This is a genomic window from Streptomyces sp. YS415 (assembly GCF_023544665.1).
Lineage (GTDB): Bacteria > Actinomycetota > Actinomycetes > Streptomycetales > Streptomycetaceae > Streptomyces.
In genome coordinates, this window is record NZ_JAMJFL010000004.1 from 115,547 (window position 1) to 129,038 (window position 13,492).

Here is a 13,492-nt window from a genome sequence, read left to right on the forward strand (position 1 = left end):
CCACCACCGAGGGAGAACCACCGATGTCCCGCGTGCTCCTCATCGAGGACGACCCTTCCGTGCGCGAGGGGGTCGAGATCGGTCTGCGCCGCCGCGGCCACGAGGTACGGGCGGCCGCGACCGGCGAGTCCGGTCTCGTCGCGCTGGCCGAATTCCGTCCGGACCTGCTGCTGCTGGACCTGATGCTGCCCGGAATGAACGGCGTGCAGGTCTGCCGGCAGGTCCGCGAGCACAGCCAGCTGCCGATCATCATGCTCACCGCGCGCGGCGACGACTTCGACGTGGTCATCGGCCTGGAAGCCGGTGCCGACGACTACATCGTCAAGCCCGCCCGCCCCGAGGTGATCGAGGCCCGGATCCGGGCCGTGCTGCGCCGCCTGGACGACAGCCCCGGCCGCCCGGCCATCGAGGTGTACGGCGAACTCACCATCGACCGGGTCGGACTGACCGTCACCAAAGCGGGCCGGCGGCTCGCGCTCGCTCCCTCCGAGCTCAAGCTCCTGCTGTACCTGGCTGCCGCCCCGGAGCAGGTGTTCAGCAGGCAGCAACTGCTGGAGCACGTCTGGGAGCACAGCTTCTCCGCCGACGCCCGCCTCGTCGACGCCTGCGTGGCCCGGCTGCGCGGGAAGATCGAGGACGAGGTCGGCAGCCCGCGCTACGTCCAGACGCTGCGGGGCTTCGGCTACCGCTTCGGACCGCTGTGATCAAGGGCCCCCGTCGGATCCGGGCGTTCGGGCTGCGGACGCGGCTGCTGCTCGCCTTCCTGCTGGTTGCCGCCGTCAGCGCGGGCACCACCGCCGAGCTGACCTACCGCGAGGCCCGCAACGCCCTGCTGGAGACCGCCCAGGACACCGCGGTCACGTCGTTCCGGGACCATGTGCAGCAGACGAGCTTCGCCCTGCCCCTGCGGGGAGGCGACAGCCTGGAGGAAGTGCTGCGGGACATCGCCCGCAAGGGCAAGCCGCACCCCTGGGTGGTGTTCGCCGAGTACGGGTCGATGCGCGCCTCCTCGGGCGAGAACCCCGAATCCACCGTCATCACACCCGAACTGCGCCGCACCGCACTGGCCAACCCGCACGGCAGCTTCGAGCGGGTCGTCAAGGACGGCGTGCCCTACCTGACCATCGCCATGCCCATGGTCTTCAAGACCAGCCCGGACAGCCTGCTGCCCAGCGGACTCGTCCTGTACGCCGTCATGCCGATGAACGACGAGCAGATCAACGTCGACGCCCTCCTCATGGCCGCCCGCGACGGCGCCCTGCCCGGCCTCGCCATCGCGCTGATACCCGGCCTCATCGCCTCGCGCAGCGTGCTGCGCCCGGTGCGGGAACTGCGCCACGCGGCCCGCAACATGGGAAGCGGCCGACTCGACACCCGCATCCGGGTGCGCGGCAGCGACGAACTGGCGGACCTGGCCCGCACCTTCAACGAATCGGCGGGCCAACTGGAGCGCTCCGTGCAGGAACTGCGCGAGGCCGGGGAACGCGCCCGCCGCTTCGCCTCCGACGTCTCGCACGAACTGCGCACCCCCCTCGCCGGCATGCTCGCCGTCACCGAGGTGCTCGACGAGGAGGCCGATCGCCTCGACGCCGACACCGCCCGGGCGGTACGGCTGGTCAGCGCGGAGACCGGAAAGCTCGCCGTGCTCGTCGAGGACCTGATGGAGATCTCCCGCTTCGACGCACGCGCCGCCGAACTGAACACCGACGAGGTCGACGTCGCCGAAGCCATCCGCAAGACCCTGCAGAGCCGGCACTGGACCGACGACAGGATCCGCGCCGACCTGCCCGACGACATCCGGGCCCGGCTCGACCCGCGCCGCTTCGACCTTGTCATCGCCAACCTCGTCGGCAACGCCCTGCGGCACGGCCGCGCACCCGTCACCGTGGGCCTGCGCACCGCGGCCCGGCCCGACGGCCCGCCCGTGCTGATCACCGAGGTCGCCGACAGCGGTCCCGGCATCCGGCCCGAGGCGCTCCCGCACATCTTCGACCGCTTCTACAAGGCCGACGCGGCCCGTACCCGCTCGGCCGGCAGCGGCCTGGGGCTGGCGATCACCCTGGAGAACGTGAAGCTGCACGGCGGAACGATCCGCGCAGGGAACCTGCCGGGGGGCGGTGCCGTCTTCACCGTCGAAATACCGCTGCACGCCGAGGAGGCCGGGACATGAGGCATGCGCGCCGGCGCCGACGTGCGGCTGCCGCCGTACTCGCGGCGGCCCTGCCGCTGCTCGGAGCCTGCGGCATCCAGGAGACCGACGTCATCGAGGCCGGCGGTCCCGCCAGCTTCGATGCGTTCCTCGACCGCGACGACGACATGCTGCTCTTCTTCCGTTCCGCCGACGGAGGACTGCGCCCGGTGATCCGTACGACCACGCCCACGGGCCAGTTCGGCGACGAGTACATCGAGGCGGGCTCCGGCGTCCGGGAAGTCCACAACACGGTCGGGCTGGTACCGGTCGAGAAGGTCGTCGCCGCTCTGCTCAACGGGCCCCGGAAGGAGGACCGGGCCGCCGGCCTCGGCACCGCTCTCCCCCGGGCCGACGGAACCGCCGAGATCGATGCCCTCCCCGGGAACCGGGTCAGGGCCCGTCTGCCCTTGGCCCTCAGCAGCCTCGACCGTACGGCTCTGGCTCAGCTGACCTGCACGATCGCCCACCACTGGGACGGCGAGGGCCGGACCGTGGTGGAGCTGACGGGCCAGGACGGCGCGACGAGCTCCGAGACCTGCGGCCTCGCGATGCGCGTCAGGAGCGGCGGTTGACGCGGCCCCGCCGACAGTCAGTGCGTCATGCCGGCGAACACGTCTAGGGTCGTCCGGTGACGAGTAGCGACACGACCGGTTTTCCCGTCCTCGACGAGGACCGTCCGACACAGGCTCCCGGCACCTGGGGGGAACGGCTCCGCCGGTTCGGTTACGTCGCACGCCCGGGGCCCGGCATACGCGAGCGGCTTGTTCCGCCGTTCCCCCAACCCTCCGCCCGCCTGTGGCAGTTCTTACGTGTCGGCCCGGACCGGGTGCACCGCTGCGCGAGGGCGCTGGACTGGCTGGGGCCGGTGCTCATCGCCGTGCTCGCCGGGGTCATCCGTTTCTGGCACCTCGGCCGGCCGCGGGCCATGGTGTTCGACGAGACGTACTACGCCAAGGACGCCTGGTCGTTGCTGCGGCTCGGCTACGAGGGCACCTGGCCGGACCGCAAGACGGCCGACCCGCAGATCCTCGCCGATCCTCAGGTGATCCCCCTCTCCGACACCGGCTCCTTCGTGGCGCATCCGCCGACGGGCAAGTGGGTGATCGCGCTCGGGGAGTGGATGTTCGGCCTGGACCCGTTCGGCTGGCGCTTCATGACGGCGGCTCTGGGCACCCTGTCGGTGCTCATGCTGTGCCGAATAGGCCGCCGGCTGTTCCGTTCGACGTTCCTGGGCTGCCTGGCGGGCGCACTGCTGGCGGTGGACGGCCTGCATGTCGTGATGAGCCGTACCGCGCTGCTGGACCTCGTGGTCATGTTCTTCGTCCTGGCGGCGTTCGGATGCCTGCTGATCGACCGGGACCACGCCCGAGCCCGGCTGGCGGCGGACCTACCGGTCGGCGCGGACGGCCACGTCGGGCCGAACGCGCACACCGGTGACCGGACCGGGACAGGAGCCCGCCCCTGGCGGCTCGCCGCCGGCCTGTGCCTGGGACTCGCGGCCTCCACCAAATGGAACGGCCTTTACGTCCTTGTCTTCTTCGTGATCCTGACGTTGCTGTGGGACGTCGGCGCCCGGCGCGTCGCCGGCGCCCGCCGACCGTACCGGGCGGTGCTGCGCAAAGACTTCGGCTGGTCGGTGCTCTCTCTCGTTCCGGTCGCCGGGCTGACCTACCTGGCGGCCTGGACCGGCTGGTTCCTGTCCGACGACGGCTACGCCCGTCACTGGGCCGACGGCCGCGGCGGCACATGGTCGTGGATTCCCGCTCCGTTGCGCAGCCTGTGGCACTACGAGCACGCCGTCTACGAGTTCAATGTCGGGCTGCACACTCCGCACACCTACGACTCCAGCCCCTGGAGCTGGCTGGTCCTGGGCCGCCCCGTGCTCTTCCACTACGAGTCGCCGAAGTCCGGGCAGGACGGCTGCCGCACCGCGGCCGACTGTACGCAGACCGTCCTCGCCCTCGGCACACCGCTCCTGTGGTGGTCGGCGTGCTGTGCCCTCGTGTACCTGCTGTTCCGCTGGGCGCTGCGGCGGGACTGGCGTGCAGGGGCGGTCCTGTGTGGGGTGGGCGCCGGATATCTGCCCTGGTTCCTCTATCAGGACCGCACCGTCTTCTCCTTCTACGCGGTCGTGTTCGTGCCGTTCCTGTGTCTGGCCGTGGCCATGACCCTCGGTGCGCTGGCCGGTCCGCCGGGCGCGAGCGACACACGTCGCACCGTGGGCGCGGTGGTCGCGGGCGGGCTCGTGCTGCTCATCGCCTGGAACTTCATCTACTTCTTCCCGCTCTACACGGGACAGACGATCCCGTACGCGGACTGGCAGGCCAGGATGTGGCTGGGCACGTGGGTGTGACCGTCGGCCGACTGTGTTCTAGTCGGCGGCGATACCGCGGGCACTCAGGGCGTTCCTCAGCTCCGGGCCCAGGAATTCGGAGCCGAGGACGCGCCGGAGGTTCGGGAGCAGCGCGAGGTCGTCGAGGGAGGCTATGTCGAACAGGTCGTCCTCGCCGTCCCAGACGGGGGCGCACTCCTGGTACACCTGGTTGCCGCCGTCCATGCACAACTCCTCGACAGTGGCCAGGAGTTCGTCACTGATCTCCAAGGACTCGAAGTGGCTGCGCGCCTCGGGCACCACCTTGTAGTCGAGGCCGTGCTGATGGGCGTACTCCCACGGGTCGTTGCCCAGCCCCTGCTCGCGCAGCAGACCGGCCAGGGAGAACTGAGGGATGAGGGTCTCGTCGATGTACATGAGCTGCTCGATGACGACGAGTTTGAAGTTGAAGTCCTTGAACTGGGCCATGCGCACAACTTAGACGGCCGCACTGACATCGGGCTGCGGTCAGTGGACGGAGGCGGCTGTGGTCTGGGCGGGGAATCCGGGGCGGCCGGCCAGGTCGGAGGTGCAGAAGGCGCACCGGGTCGCCGCCGCGGGCACGGTGCTGAGGCAGTCCGGGCAGTCGGACTTGGCCACGGGCTGGTCCTTGACCGGGTTGAAGCGCGCCTGCAGGCGGCCCACAGGCACCACGACCGCGAAGTAGATCACGGCGGCGACCAGGATGAAGCTGATCAGGGCGTTGAGGAACGCGCCGTAGGGGAAGGCGGTCTCGCCGACGGTGAAGGTCTGCTTGCTGAAGTCGCCCACCGCTCCGGTCGCCACGCCGATCAGCGGCGTGAGGAACGCGGTGACGAAACCGGTGACGACGGCGGTGAACGCCGCACCGATCACGATGCCGACCGCGAGGTCGACCACGTTGCCGCGCAGGAGGAACGAGCGAAATCCGTTGAACACCAAGTACTCCTGAAATGGGGTGCGTTCAGGCACCGACCTCATGGCGTCCGTTCGGCCGCCGCCGGGCCATGCTGCCGTCCGCCCTCACCGGCGTCCAACTTCCTCACCCTTTACGGTGAATACGGCGAATACGGTGAATGGTCCTCCCGGTCACCACTGGGCGATGAGCGGCGCGTCCGGCTCGTGCCGGCGCCAGGCTTCGGTGAGGCGGGCGAGGCGGGCGGGGGCGGCGATGCCGCGCACGGTCGCGATCCTGCCGTCGGCGATGTCGAAGATCGCGGAACCGATGACCCGGTCACCGAGCACGAAGAGGATGGCGGGGGCGCCGTTGACGACCGCGTAGTGGATGGCGGGCGTGCCGCCGAGCAGCCGCCGCTTGGCGGGCGTGGGCTTGAGACCGGCCCGTACGACGGCGGCGATGCGCTGCGGGGTGTCGAACCGCAGCAGCTTCGCGGCCGTGCCGCCGGCGCCGTCGGAGACCGCGATGGCGTCGTCCGTGAGCAGCGCCACCAGCCGCTCGGTGCGGCCCGAGGAGGCGGCGGCGAGGAACTCCTCGACGATCCGGCGTGCGGCTGCCGCATCGACCTCGCCGCCGCGGCGTGCGGCGGTGATACGGCGCCGGGCCCGGTGCAGGTGCTGCTGGCTCGCGGACTCGGTGATGTCGAGGATCTCGGCGATCTCGGCGTGGCCGTAGGAGAATGCCTCGCGCAGGACGTACACGGCCCGCTCGACGGGTGACAGGCGCTCCATGACCGTCAGCACGGCCAGGGAGACCGACTCGCGCTGCTCGAAGGTGGCGGCCGGCCCGAGCATCGGGTCGCCGTCGAGGAGCGGTTCGGGAAGCCAGGCGCCGACGGTGCGTTCGCGGCGGACCTGCGCCGAGCGGAGCCGGTCGAGACACAGGTTCGTGACGACCTTCGTCAGCCAGGCCTCCGGCACCTTGATGCGTTGCCGGTCGGCGGCCTGCCAGTGCAGGAACGCGTCCTGCACCGCGTCCTCGGCGTCGGTGGCCGAGCCGAGGAGACGGTAGGCCAGGGAGGCCAGCCGGTTGCGGCTGGCCTCGAAGCGACGGGCGTCGAAGCGGTCGGTGGCGGTGCTGTCCACGCTGGTCACCCTATGCGGCGGTGGCCTTCGCGGCGGCCGCGGTCGGCGTCGCCACCAGGCGGCGCTTGCGCTTGGGCAGGTAGAAGGTCGGGTGCGAGGTGGCCCACAAGGAGCCGTTGAGGATGGCGGACTTGATACGGGCCGCCTTCCGGCCGCCCATGTACGTCGGCTTGGCCCGGCCTTCGTCGTCGACCATCTGCAGAATCGCGTCGCGCCGCCCGAGGCTGATGTGGTTGCCCACGTAGGCCAGCTTGACGTGCGCGATCGGGCGGCCGGTCAGGTTCCCCACGATCGCCTCGATGACCTGCTTGCCGGTGTAGCCGGCCGAGGCGCAGGACATCGGCAGCGGTCGGCCGTTGTCGCCGACGGCATGGACGCTGTCACCGGCGGCGTAGACGTTCGGGTGGGAGACCGAGCGCATGGTGCCGTCGACGACGATCCGGCCGTGCTCGGTGACCTCGAGACCGCTGGTGGCGGCGATGGGGTCGACCGCGAACCCGGCCGTCCACACGGTCGCGTCGGACGCCAGGACGCTGCCGTCGGCGCACAGCACCCGCGTCGCTTCGACGGCTTCGACGGTCGTGTGCTCCAGGACGGTGACGCCCAGCCGGTCGCAGGCCCGGCGCAAGTGTCCGCGGGCTCCGGTGGAGAGCTGGGCGCCCAGCGCGCCGCGGGCGATCAGCGTCACCGACAGGCCCGGCCGGGCCTCGGCGATCTCGGTGGCGGTCTCGATGCCGGTCAGTCCCTCGCCGACGACCAGCACACGTGCGCCGCCGCCCCGCTGCTCCAGTCGGTCCAGACGCTCGCGCAGGCGCAGTGCCGAGGGCCGGGCGGCGACGTTGAAGGCGTGGGCGGTCACGCCGGGGACGCCCTGGTCGGCGACGTGGCTGCCGAGCGTGTGGACGAGTGTGTCGTAGCCGAGTTCACCGCCTCCGGTGGCATCGGCCACGGTGACGACCTGCTGCTCGGGGTCGACGGCGGTGACCCGGGCCAGGCGCAGCTCTGTCCCCGTGCCCGCGAAGACGTCGGCGAGCTTCGGAGCCTCGACTTCGTGGCCGGCCGCGAGCTGGTGCATCCGCAGCCGCTGGACGAAGTCCGGCTCGGCGTTGACCACGGTGATCTCGGTGTCCGCCGGGGACAGCCGGCGGGCCAGGTTCCCGGCCACGAAGGCCCCGGCGTATCCGGCGCCGAGGACGACGATGCGGTGCTTCATAAGGAGCTCCTGTCGGTTCGTTTGCCTTCGAGGGTTGAGCGGGACAGCGCCTCGATTGCTGACAGGAACGGCGTGTGATGTGGGTCACATGACCTTGCGGCGCCGGGATCTTCCGGGCCCCTGGCCGCCGTCACAGTGTCACGAACGTGTCCGCAGTCGGACCTTTGTCGGTGCCCGGGGGTGGCAGCCCGCCTCCCATGAGGCACGATCACCGGGACATCGCGACTCCCCGGGGGACTTCTCATGACGCACACCACTCGTTCACGCCGTACCGCCGCCGCACTCGCCGCTCTCTCCCTGGGCGTCCTGGCGCTGACCGCCTGCAACGGCGACGGGGACAAGGACGCGGCCGCCCCCTCCACTGCGACGAGCCCGTCCCCCTCCGGTACGAGCCAGGGCGCCGACACTCCCCCGTCGGCCGACCCGAGCGACGGCGACAGCGGCGCTTCCTCCGGCGGCGGGAGCGGCGAGGGCAGCACCCCGTCCTCCGAGCCCGGTGCCGAGGACGACCAGGACGGAGGGGTGGGCATGTGCGAGACCAAGGACTTCAGCTACAACGTCACCGTCGCGTCCGCTCCCGTCAATCACGCGCTGCTGACCGCGACCAACAACAGCGGCGACCCGTGCCTCCTGCCGGCCAACGATCTGGTGATCACGATTCCGGGACTGGACGGGGCCGCCGAGCACGCCGGGCCCGAGGGCAAGGACTGGATGCTGAAGGCCGGCGAGAGCGCCTACGCCGGGATCGTGTTCGCGCGGGCCGACACCGAGGGCGGCAAGAGCGCGGACAAGGTGGAGGTCGCTCTCAGCGCGGCCGAGAGCCCGTCGACCGTAGTGATCAACGGCGGTCCCGTCACGGTCAACGACGGTCAGGTGACCAGCTTCTTCGGCACGGCCGAGGACGCGCTCACCTACTGACGCCGCTGGTTGCCGGGGCGGAGCGGCCAACGGGGTGGTTCCCGGCTGTGGCGGACGGCCGGCGTCGGGCCGTTCGGCCATGCTGGGCAGGTTGTGGCACCCCTTCTGGCGACAAGGAGCCCCCTATGCCCACGGACCCGGTCGGACGATTCCTGACGGCCCTGGACCCGCAGCAGCGCGAAGCCGTCGGCGCGAAGACGCAGCAGGAACAGGAACGCCTGGCAGCGGCCTGGGAGCGGGAACTGGAGGCGGACGACGAGCTCGACACCCTCGACGAGCTGTCCCCGGCGGCGGCGGAAGCTGAGGCGGCCCGCCGGGTCCTGGACCGCGGGACCGACCGGTAACCGGCGCCCGGCCCCGCATCACCGCGAACCGTCGGCCGCGGCCGTGGCGGAGTCGGTGAGGGTGTCCACTCGGGCCGCGAGGTCGGGGTGGGCGTCTGCCAGATGCGGGCGGGCGGCGCTCAGGGGGCGGAGGAGAGCCGCGGGATCGTCCTGGGCGAGCGCCGCGTCGAGCTGGCTGAGCGGACGACGGGCTGCTCTGGGCAGGTCGGTGAGGGCGCTGATCTGACCGGCGACGCGGCGCAGGTCGGCGGCGTTGTGACGGGCCCAGGCGGCGAGGGTGCGGTCGGCGGCCCGGCGTTCGCGGGTGGCCTGGACGCGCTGTTCGCCGGTGGTTCCGGCGGGGCCGGGCCGGTTGCGCAGGTAGCGGCGTTCGGCGGCCTGACGGCTCGCGACACCGAGGGGATGGGCGAGGTCGGCCCAGCTGGCACCTGCCTGCCGGGCGGTTTCGATCAGGCCGGTCTCCCATCCGGCGAGCTGCTCGCGCACCTGCCGCAGGAGAAGCAGAGAGGCCAGGGCCTGCTCGGGGTCCGCGTCCTCGGCGGCAGAAGCTTCGGGGTCCTCGCACTGGGCGGCGGTGAGGGTCTTGTCGATGGCTTCCAGGGCCGCCGCGGCGGCGAGGAATGACGCCGGGCTCTGGGCGTCGGTGCTGGAAGCGGCCGAGTGGTCGGCTGCGGTCATGGGCACCTCCTTCCGGGCTGTCATCCTTTTGATGACATCAGGTTTGTCATCCATTGGATGACATGTTACAACGGTTTCAGTGAAGCGCATTGGCAGGTACTGCCCCTGACCTTCCTGGAGGTGTTTCGCGATGTTGATGCGCACTGACCCCTTCCGTGAGCTCGACCGGCTGGCCCAGCAGCTGATGGGGCCGGGCACGTGGTCGCGGCCGTCCGCGATGCCGATGGACGCCTACCGCGACGGTGACGAGTACGTGGTGGCCTTCGACCTCCCCGGCGTCAGCCCGGACGCGATCGACATCGACGTCGAGCGGAACATGCTGACCGTCCGGGCCGAGCGCCGGCCCGTGGCCAAGGGTGACGACGTACAGATGGAGCTCTCCGAGCGGCCGCTGGGTGCCTTCTCCCGCCAGATCGTCCTGGCCGACACCCTGGACACCGAGCGCATCGCGGCCGACTACGAGGCCGGGGTGCTCACCCTGCGCATCCCGATCGCCGAGCGCGCCAAGCCCCGCAAGATCACCATCAGCGGGGAGTCCTCCCGCAAGGAGATCTCCGGCTGAACCCGGCGACCCACGCCGATCAGCGGGCGGAGGACGGGTACCTGATCTCCCCCCTTCACCCGTCCTCCGCACCCCTCGGGCTCGAAGAAGGGCGGCGGCTGACGTGACCCTGCACATGGATGCGTTCCTGGACCGGGTCAAGGAACGCGGCGAGTACGAGAACCGGCAGGAAGCCCAGCGTGCGGCCAGGGTGATCCTCGCCCTGCTGGGCGCACACCTGGTGGGCGAGGTGCGGTCCCGGCTGGCGGCGCGGCTGCCGGAGGACTTCGCGCTGATCCTGCTCAACCCGCTCCAGAGCGCCGAACCCCTCTCGCCCGAGCGGTTCGTACGGGCGACGGCGGCCTGGATCGAGGGCGCCACCCCCCAGACCGCGGCCTGGGACGTCGGCGCCGTCCTCAGCACCGTCGCCGACGCGGCCGGCGACGACCTGCTCCAGCAGGTCCTGCTCCAGCTCCCCGCGGGCTACGACCTGCTCTTCGGCCGCCCCGAGCCCACGTGAGGCCCGCACTCACACCCCCGGCCCCGACAGGGACCGGCACCACCACTCCGTAAAGAGAAAGGCAACGACCGCAGTGATGTCCGACCGGCGCGCACCGCTCCAGCAGCCTTACGGGACGGCATACGAGCAGCTGCTGGAGAAGGTCCGCTACGAAGGCGCCTATCCCACCCGCGAGCGCGCCGAGGAAGCCGTACGCCTGGTCCTCGGGGGGCTGGGGCGGCAGCTGACGGGTGACGAACGCGTCGAACTGGCCGCCTGCCTCCCCGTGGAAGCCGCCCGCATCCTCACCGCCCAGGTCCCCGACACCCAGCCGCTGACCGGCTGGGCCTTCGTCAAGGACCTCGCCGCCCGCGCCGGCGCCGGCCTGGCCACCACCCGCTGGGACACGGGCTCCGTCCTCACCGCCGTCGCGGCCCTGGCCGGCAACGACCTGCTCACCCGCATCCTGGACCAACTCCCCGCCGGATACGCCCTGTTGTTCGGCCGCGCGGAACTCACCCAGGCCGCCTGAAGCACACGAGCGACCGTGCGATGCAGGGCCTTCGGCGTCAGCCGGAGGCCCTGCGGCCGTCATCCTGGGCCGCTCGGTGCGGACGCCGGGCGCTGCCCCCTCTTCGGCCGAGGCATGAAATTTCAGACATGACAACGCTTCGAAGGGGCATTCGGGAAAGCAGCCAAACAGTAGGGAGTGTGCGGCCCGTTCGGTCCGTGCAACCGACAACCGGGAGTGTCTAATGGCGAGTTACGGCAGTTCCTCGGCCGCGTCTTCTGCCTCACGCACCAATGGTCTGGCGATCGCGAGTCTGTGCTGCGGCATCGTCGGGCTGTTCTTCCTGAACATCGTCCTGGGCCCCTTGGCCATCATCTTCGGTGCCGTCGCCCGGCGCCAGGCATCGGTCAAGAACGGCGCGGGGATGGCGAAGGCCGGCATCATCCTCGGCATAGTCGACGTGGTCCTCTGGATCGTGCTCCTGATCGTCGCTGCCAACAACGGCGGGTTCAGTTGGTACGTGGGCGGCTGACAGCCGACCCGACAGACATCCGCCCGGGGCGGGCACGGACTCACGGTCCGGGCCCGCCCCGGGCGCGTGTCCGGGTACCACTACAGTTCATGCACCCACTCTGCAGCGGAGGAGGCGGCTCGTGGATCCGTCGGCTTCGGCCACGACCGTGGCAGTCATCATCGCCGCTCTGGTCGTCAGGTCCGCCGTGCTGGAGATGCGGCAATCCGGCAGCGCTCGCCGGGAGTGGGCCTGGGTCACCGACAAGGGCGCCTGGACCGGCGGCTCGTTGACGGCTCTGGTCGTGGGCGGCCTGAGCTGGGCCCGTTTCGGCCCCAGCGCGGTCGCATGGGGCCTGCTGGCCGGCCTCCTGGTCGCTCTCGTGCTGGGCCGGCATTCGTCGGCGGGCTGACTTCTCATCCGCAGTGTCGGCAGGCGTCAGCGGACCATGTCTGCGGTTCGGTCCGTCGTGACCATGCCGTGCAGGGGCAGCGCGATGAGCAGTGCGATCGCGACGAGAACGCCGCTCGCCCACAGTGGTCCGAGGTGTCCGGCCGCGGTGCCCAGGGTGGTCGCGGCGACGAGGGGGCCGGTGGCGGCGCCGGCGTTGAGCGCTGCCGTCGCGTACGCGCCTGCCATGGTGGGGGCCGTGGCGGCCTCGTAGAGGACCCGTGTGATCAGGGTGCCGCCCAACGCGAAGGACAGCGCGCCCTGGAGGAACACGAGGGTGCACAGGGCTACCGGGTCGTGGGCCAGCAGCGCCAGGGCGGGCCAGCCGAGGAGCAGCAGCGGTCCCCCGGCTGTGATCACCAGGCCGGGACGCCGGTCGGAGAGGCGGCCGGCGACCGAGAGCCCGACGAAGGAACCGGCGCCGAACAGCACCAGGACGACGGAGACCCACAGCTCCCCCAGCCCGGCGGTCCCGGTCACCACGGGCGCGAGGAAGGTGAAGCTCGCGAACGTGGCCGCGTTCACCAGTGCGCCGAGCAGCATCACCAGAAGCAGGCGCGGGCCGGTGAGTTGGGCGAGTTCCGCTCGCAGGGCCGGCGCGGGCGTCGAGGCTTCCTCCGGCCGTCCCGCGGGGATGCCCCGGTGGACGCCGAGCGCCGCGGGCAGGCAGAGCACGGCTACCGCCCAGAACGTCGCCCGCCAGTCGAGCAGCGTGCCGAGGAGCGACCCGCCGGGGACCCCGGCGATCGTCGCCACCGTCGTGCCCGACAGCAGCACGGCCAGCGCGCGTCCCTTCTTGTCCGGCGGGACCAGCGAGGCGGCGGCCGTCAGGGCGACGGCGAGGAACCCCGCGTTGGCGATCGCGGCGAGGACCCGGGCGGCGAACAGGACCGGAAAGCTCGTGGTGCAGGCGCCCACGGCGTGAGCGGCGGCGAAGGCGAGGACGAACCCCAGAAGGCTGGAGCGGCGGGGCCAGTTGCGGGCCGACGCGGCTACGAGAGGGGCGCCGACGATCATGCCGATCGCGTAGGCGGAGGTGAGCGTGCCGGCCGTTGCCACGGTGACGTCGAGATCCGCGGCGATGTCCGGGACCAGACCGGCGAGCATGAACTCCGAGGTGCCCATGGCGAAGACGGCCATGGCGAGCAGGTACAGCGGGAGAGGCATCGAGTGGCTCCGAGGTGAGGAGAAGCACGAGAGGGTCGTCTCGTCACCGCGGTCGGCCCCCGGAGCACACTCGTCG

The 13,492-nt window shown here is 71.3% G+C and carries 17 protein-coding genes; 11 read left to right on the plus strand and 6 right to left on the minus strand.

The window, feature by feature from the left end:
- The first annotated feature begins 23 nt into the window (after window positions 1–23).
- From M8H82_RS06810 to M8H82_RS06825, 4 genes are read left to right on the plus strand one after another with little or no spacing between them, the layout of a single operon-like run.
- Window positions 24–704 carry a response regulator transcription factor gene (locus M8H82_RS06810; RefSeq protein WP_250071552.1) on the plus strand — a complete coding sequence of 227 codons (681 nt, stop codon included), beginning with the start codon at window positions 24–26 and terminating at the stop codon, window positions 702–704.
- Complete coding sequence (locus M8H82_RS06815; RefSeq protein ID WP_250071553.1) at window positions 701–2,170, plus strand: HAMP domain-containing sensor histidine kinase; 1,470 nt, start codon at window positions 701–703, stop codon at window positions 2,168–2,170. Before M8H82_RS06810 ends, M8H82_RS06815 begins: the two co-directional genes overlap by 4 nt.
- Entirely contained in the window at window positions 2,167–2,763 is a 597-nt protein-coding gene (locus M8H82_RS06820) for a hypothetical protein (protein WP_250071554.1), read from the plus strand. The genes M8H82_RS06815 and M8H82_RS06820 overlap by 4 nt, the downstream gene beginning before the upstream one ends.
- A gap of 56 nt (window positions 2,764–2,819) precedes the next feature.
- The gene (locus tag M8H82_RS06825; RefSeq protein ID WP_250071555.1) at window positions 2,820–4,544 is read left to right on the plus strand and encodes a phospholipid carrier-dependent glycosyltransferase; all 1,725 of its coding nucleotides are present in this window, start codon (window positions 2,820–2,822) and stop codon (window positions 4,542–4,544) included.
- Window positions 4,545–4,562: 18 nt separating this feature from the next.
- Here M8H82_RS06825 and M8H82_RS06830 read toward each other — a convergent pair whose 3' ends face one another.
- The 4 genes from M8H82_RS06830 to M8H82_RS06845 form a co-directional block, all read right to left on the minus strand.
- The gene (locus M8H82_RS06830) at window positions 4,563–4,991 is read right to left on the minus strand and encodes a hypothetical protein (protein WP_250071556.1); all 429 of its coding nucleotides are present in this window, start codon (window positions 4,989–4,991) and stop codon (window positions 4,563–4,565) included.
- A gap of 39 nt (window positions 4,992–5,030) precedes the next feature.
- Complete coding sequence (gene mscL / locus M8H82_RS06835) at window positions 5,031–5,480, minus strand: large conductance mechanosensitive channel protein MscL (RefSeq protein ID WP_250071557.1); 450 nt, start codon at window positions 5,478–5,480, stop codon at window positions 5,031–5,033.
- Window positions 5,481–5,630: 150 nt separating this feature from the next.
- A complete protein-coding gene (locus M8H82_RS06840) occupies window positions 5,631–6,584 on the minus strand; it encodes a sigma-70 family RNA polymerase sigma factor (protein WP_250071558.1) in 954 nt (317 codons plus the stop codon).
- Window positions 6,585–6,594: 10 nt separating this feature from the next.
- Entirely contained in the window at window positions 6,595–7,797 is a 1,203-nt protein-coding gene (locus M8H82_RS06845; RefSeq protein ID WP_250071559.1) for an NAD(P)/FAD-dependent oxidoreductase, read from the minus strand.
- A gap of 243 nt (window positions 7,798–8,040) precedes the next feature.
- On the opposite strand from M8H82_RS06845, the gene M8H82_RS06850 reads away from it, so the two are divergent.
- Together M8H82_RS06850 and M8H82_RS06855 are read left to right on the plus strand one after the other, a co-directional pair.
- Window positions 8,041–8,715 (plus strand): DUF4232 domain-containing protein, encoded by a 675-nt coding sequence (locus M8H82_RS06850; protein ID WP_250071560.1) that lies wholly within the window; start codon window positions 8,041–8,043, stop codon window positions 8,713–8,715.
- 125 nt (window positions 8,716–8,840) lie between these two features.
- Entirely contained in the window at window positions 8,841–9,059 is a 219-nt protein-coding gene (locus M8H82_RS06855; RefSeq protein ID WP_250071561.1) for a hypothetical protein, read from the plus strand.
- A gap of 18 nt (window positions 9,060–9,077) precedes the next feature.
- On the opposite strand, the gene M8H82_RS06860 is transcribed toward M8H82_RS06855, so the two are convergent.
- The gene (locus M8H82_RS06860) at window positions 9,078–9,737 is read right to left on the minus strand and encodes a type III effector protein (RefSeq protein ID WP_250071562.1); all 660 of its coding nucleotides are present in this window, start codon (window positions 9,735–9,737) and stop codon (window positions 9,078–9,080) included.
- Window positions 9,738–9,867: 130 nt separating this feature from the next.
- Between M8H82_RS06860 and M8H82_RS06865 the strand changes: the two genes are divergently transcribed.
- The 5 genes from M8H82_RS06865 to M8H82_RS06885 all read left to right on the plus strand — a co-directional run bounded on the left by M8H82_RS06865 (window position 9,868) and on the right by M8H82_RS06885 (window position 12,211).
- Entirely contained in the window at window positions 9,868–10,299 is a 432-nt protein-coding gene (locus M8H82_RS06865) for an Hsp20/alpha crystallin family protein (protein ID WP_250071563.1), read from the plus strand.
- A 103-nt stretch (window positions 10,300–10,402) separates the two neighbouring features.
- Window positions 10,403–10,798, plus strand: a complete 396-nt coding sequence (locus tag M8H82_RS06870) for a DUF2267 domain-containing protein (protein ID WP_250071564.1) — start codon at window positions 10,403–10,405, stop codon at window positions 10,796–10,798.
- A 76-nt stretch (window positions 10,799–10,874) separates the two neighbouring features.
- The gene (locus M8H82_RS06875) at window positions 10,875–11,309 is read left to right on the plus strand and encodes a DUF2267 domain-containing protein (protein WP_284048607.1); all 435 of its coding nucleotides are present in this window, start codon (window positions 10,875–10,877) and stop codon (window positions 11,307–11,309) included.
- A gap of 223 nt (window positions 11,310–11,532) precedes the next feature.
- Entirely contained in the window at window positions 11,533–11,820 is a 288-nt protein-coding gene (locus M8H82_RS06880; protein WP_250071566.1) for a DUF4190 domain-containing protein, read from the plus strand.
- A gap of 121 nt (window positions 11,821–11,941) precedes the next feature.
- Window positions 11,942–12,211 carry a hypothetical protein gene (locus tag M8H82_RS06885; protein ID WP_250071567.1) on the plus strand — a complete coding sequence of 90 codons (270 nt, stop codon included), beginning with the start codon at window positions 11,942–11,944 and terminating at the stop codon, window positions 12,209–12,211.
- A gap of 26 nt (window positions 12,212–12,237) precedes the next feature.
- On the opposite strand, the gene M8H82_RS06890 is transcribed toward M8H82_RS06885, so the two are convergent.
- Window positions 12,238–13,416 (minus strand): Cmx/CmrA family chloramphenicol efflux MFS transporter, encoded by a 1,179-nt coding sequence (locus tag M8H82_RS06890; RefSeq protein WP_250071568.1) that lies wholly within the window; start codon window positions 13,414–13,416, stop codon window positions 12,238–12,240.
- Window positions 13,417–13,492: the final 76 nt, after the last annotated feature.

Bases quoted from the DNA above. Each gene is read 5' to 3' on its own strand.
- M8H82_RS06820 (WP_250071554.1), top strand. From the start codon at position 2,167: ATGAGGCATGCGCGCCGGCGCCGACGTGCGGCTGCCGCCGTACTCGCG.
- M8H82_RS06830 (WP_250071556.1), bottom strand. From the start codon at position 4,991: ATGGCCCAGTTCAAGGACTTCAACTTCAAACTCGTCGTCATCGAGCAG.
- M8H82_RS06850 (WP_250071560.1), top strand. From the start codon at position 8,041: ATGACGCACACCACTCGTTCACGCCGTACCGCCGCCGCACTCGCCGCT.
- M8H82_RS06890 (WP_250071568.1), bottom strand. From the start codon at position 13,416: ATGCCTCTCCCGCTGTACCTGCTCGCCATGGCCGTCTTCGCCATGGGC.
- M8H82_RS06855 (WP_250071561.1), top strand. From the start codon at position 8,841: ATGCCCACGGACCCGGTCGGACGATTCCTGACGGCCCTGGACCCGCAG.
- M8H82_RS06845 (WP_250071559.1), bottom strand. From the start codon at position 7,797: ATGAAGCACCGCATCGTCGTCCTCGGCGCCGGATACGCCGGGGCCTTC.
- M8H82_RS06810 (WP_250071552.1), top strand. From the start codon at position 24: ATGTCCCGCGTGCTCCTCATCGAGGACGACCCTTCCGTGCGCGAGGGG.
- M8H82_RS06865 (WP_250071563.1), top strand. From the start codon at position 9,868: ATGTTGATGCGCACTGACCCCTTCCGTGAGCTCGACCGGCTGGCCCAG.
- M8H82_RS06860 (WP_250071562.1), bottom strand. From the start codon at position 9,737: ATGACCGCAGCCGACCACTCGGCCGCTTCCAGCACCGACGCCCAGAGC.
- M8H82_RS06875 (WP_284048607.1), top strand. From the start codon at position 10,875: ATGTCCGACCGGCGCGCACCGCTCCAGCAGCCTTACGGGACGGCATAC.
- M8H82_RS06880 (WP_250071566.1), top strand. From the start codon at position 11,533: ATGGCGAGTTACGGCAGTTCCTCGGCCGCGTCTTCTGCCTCACGCACC.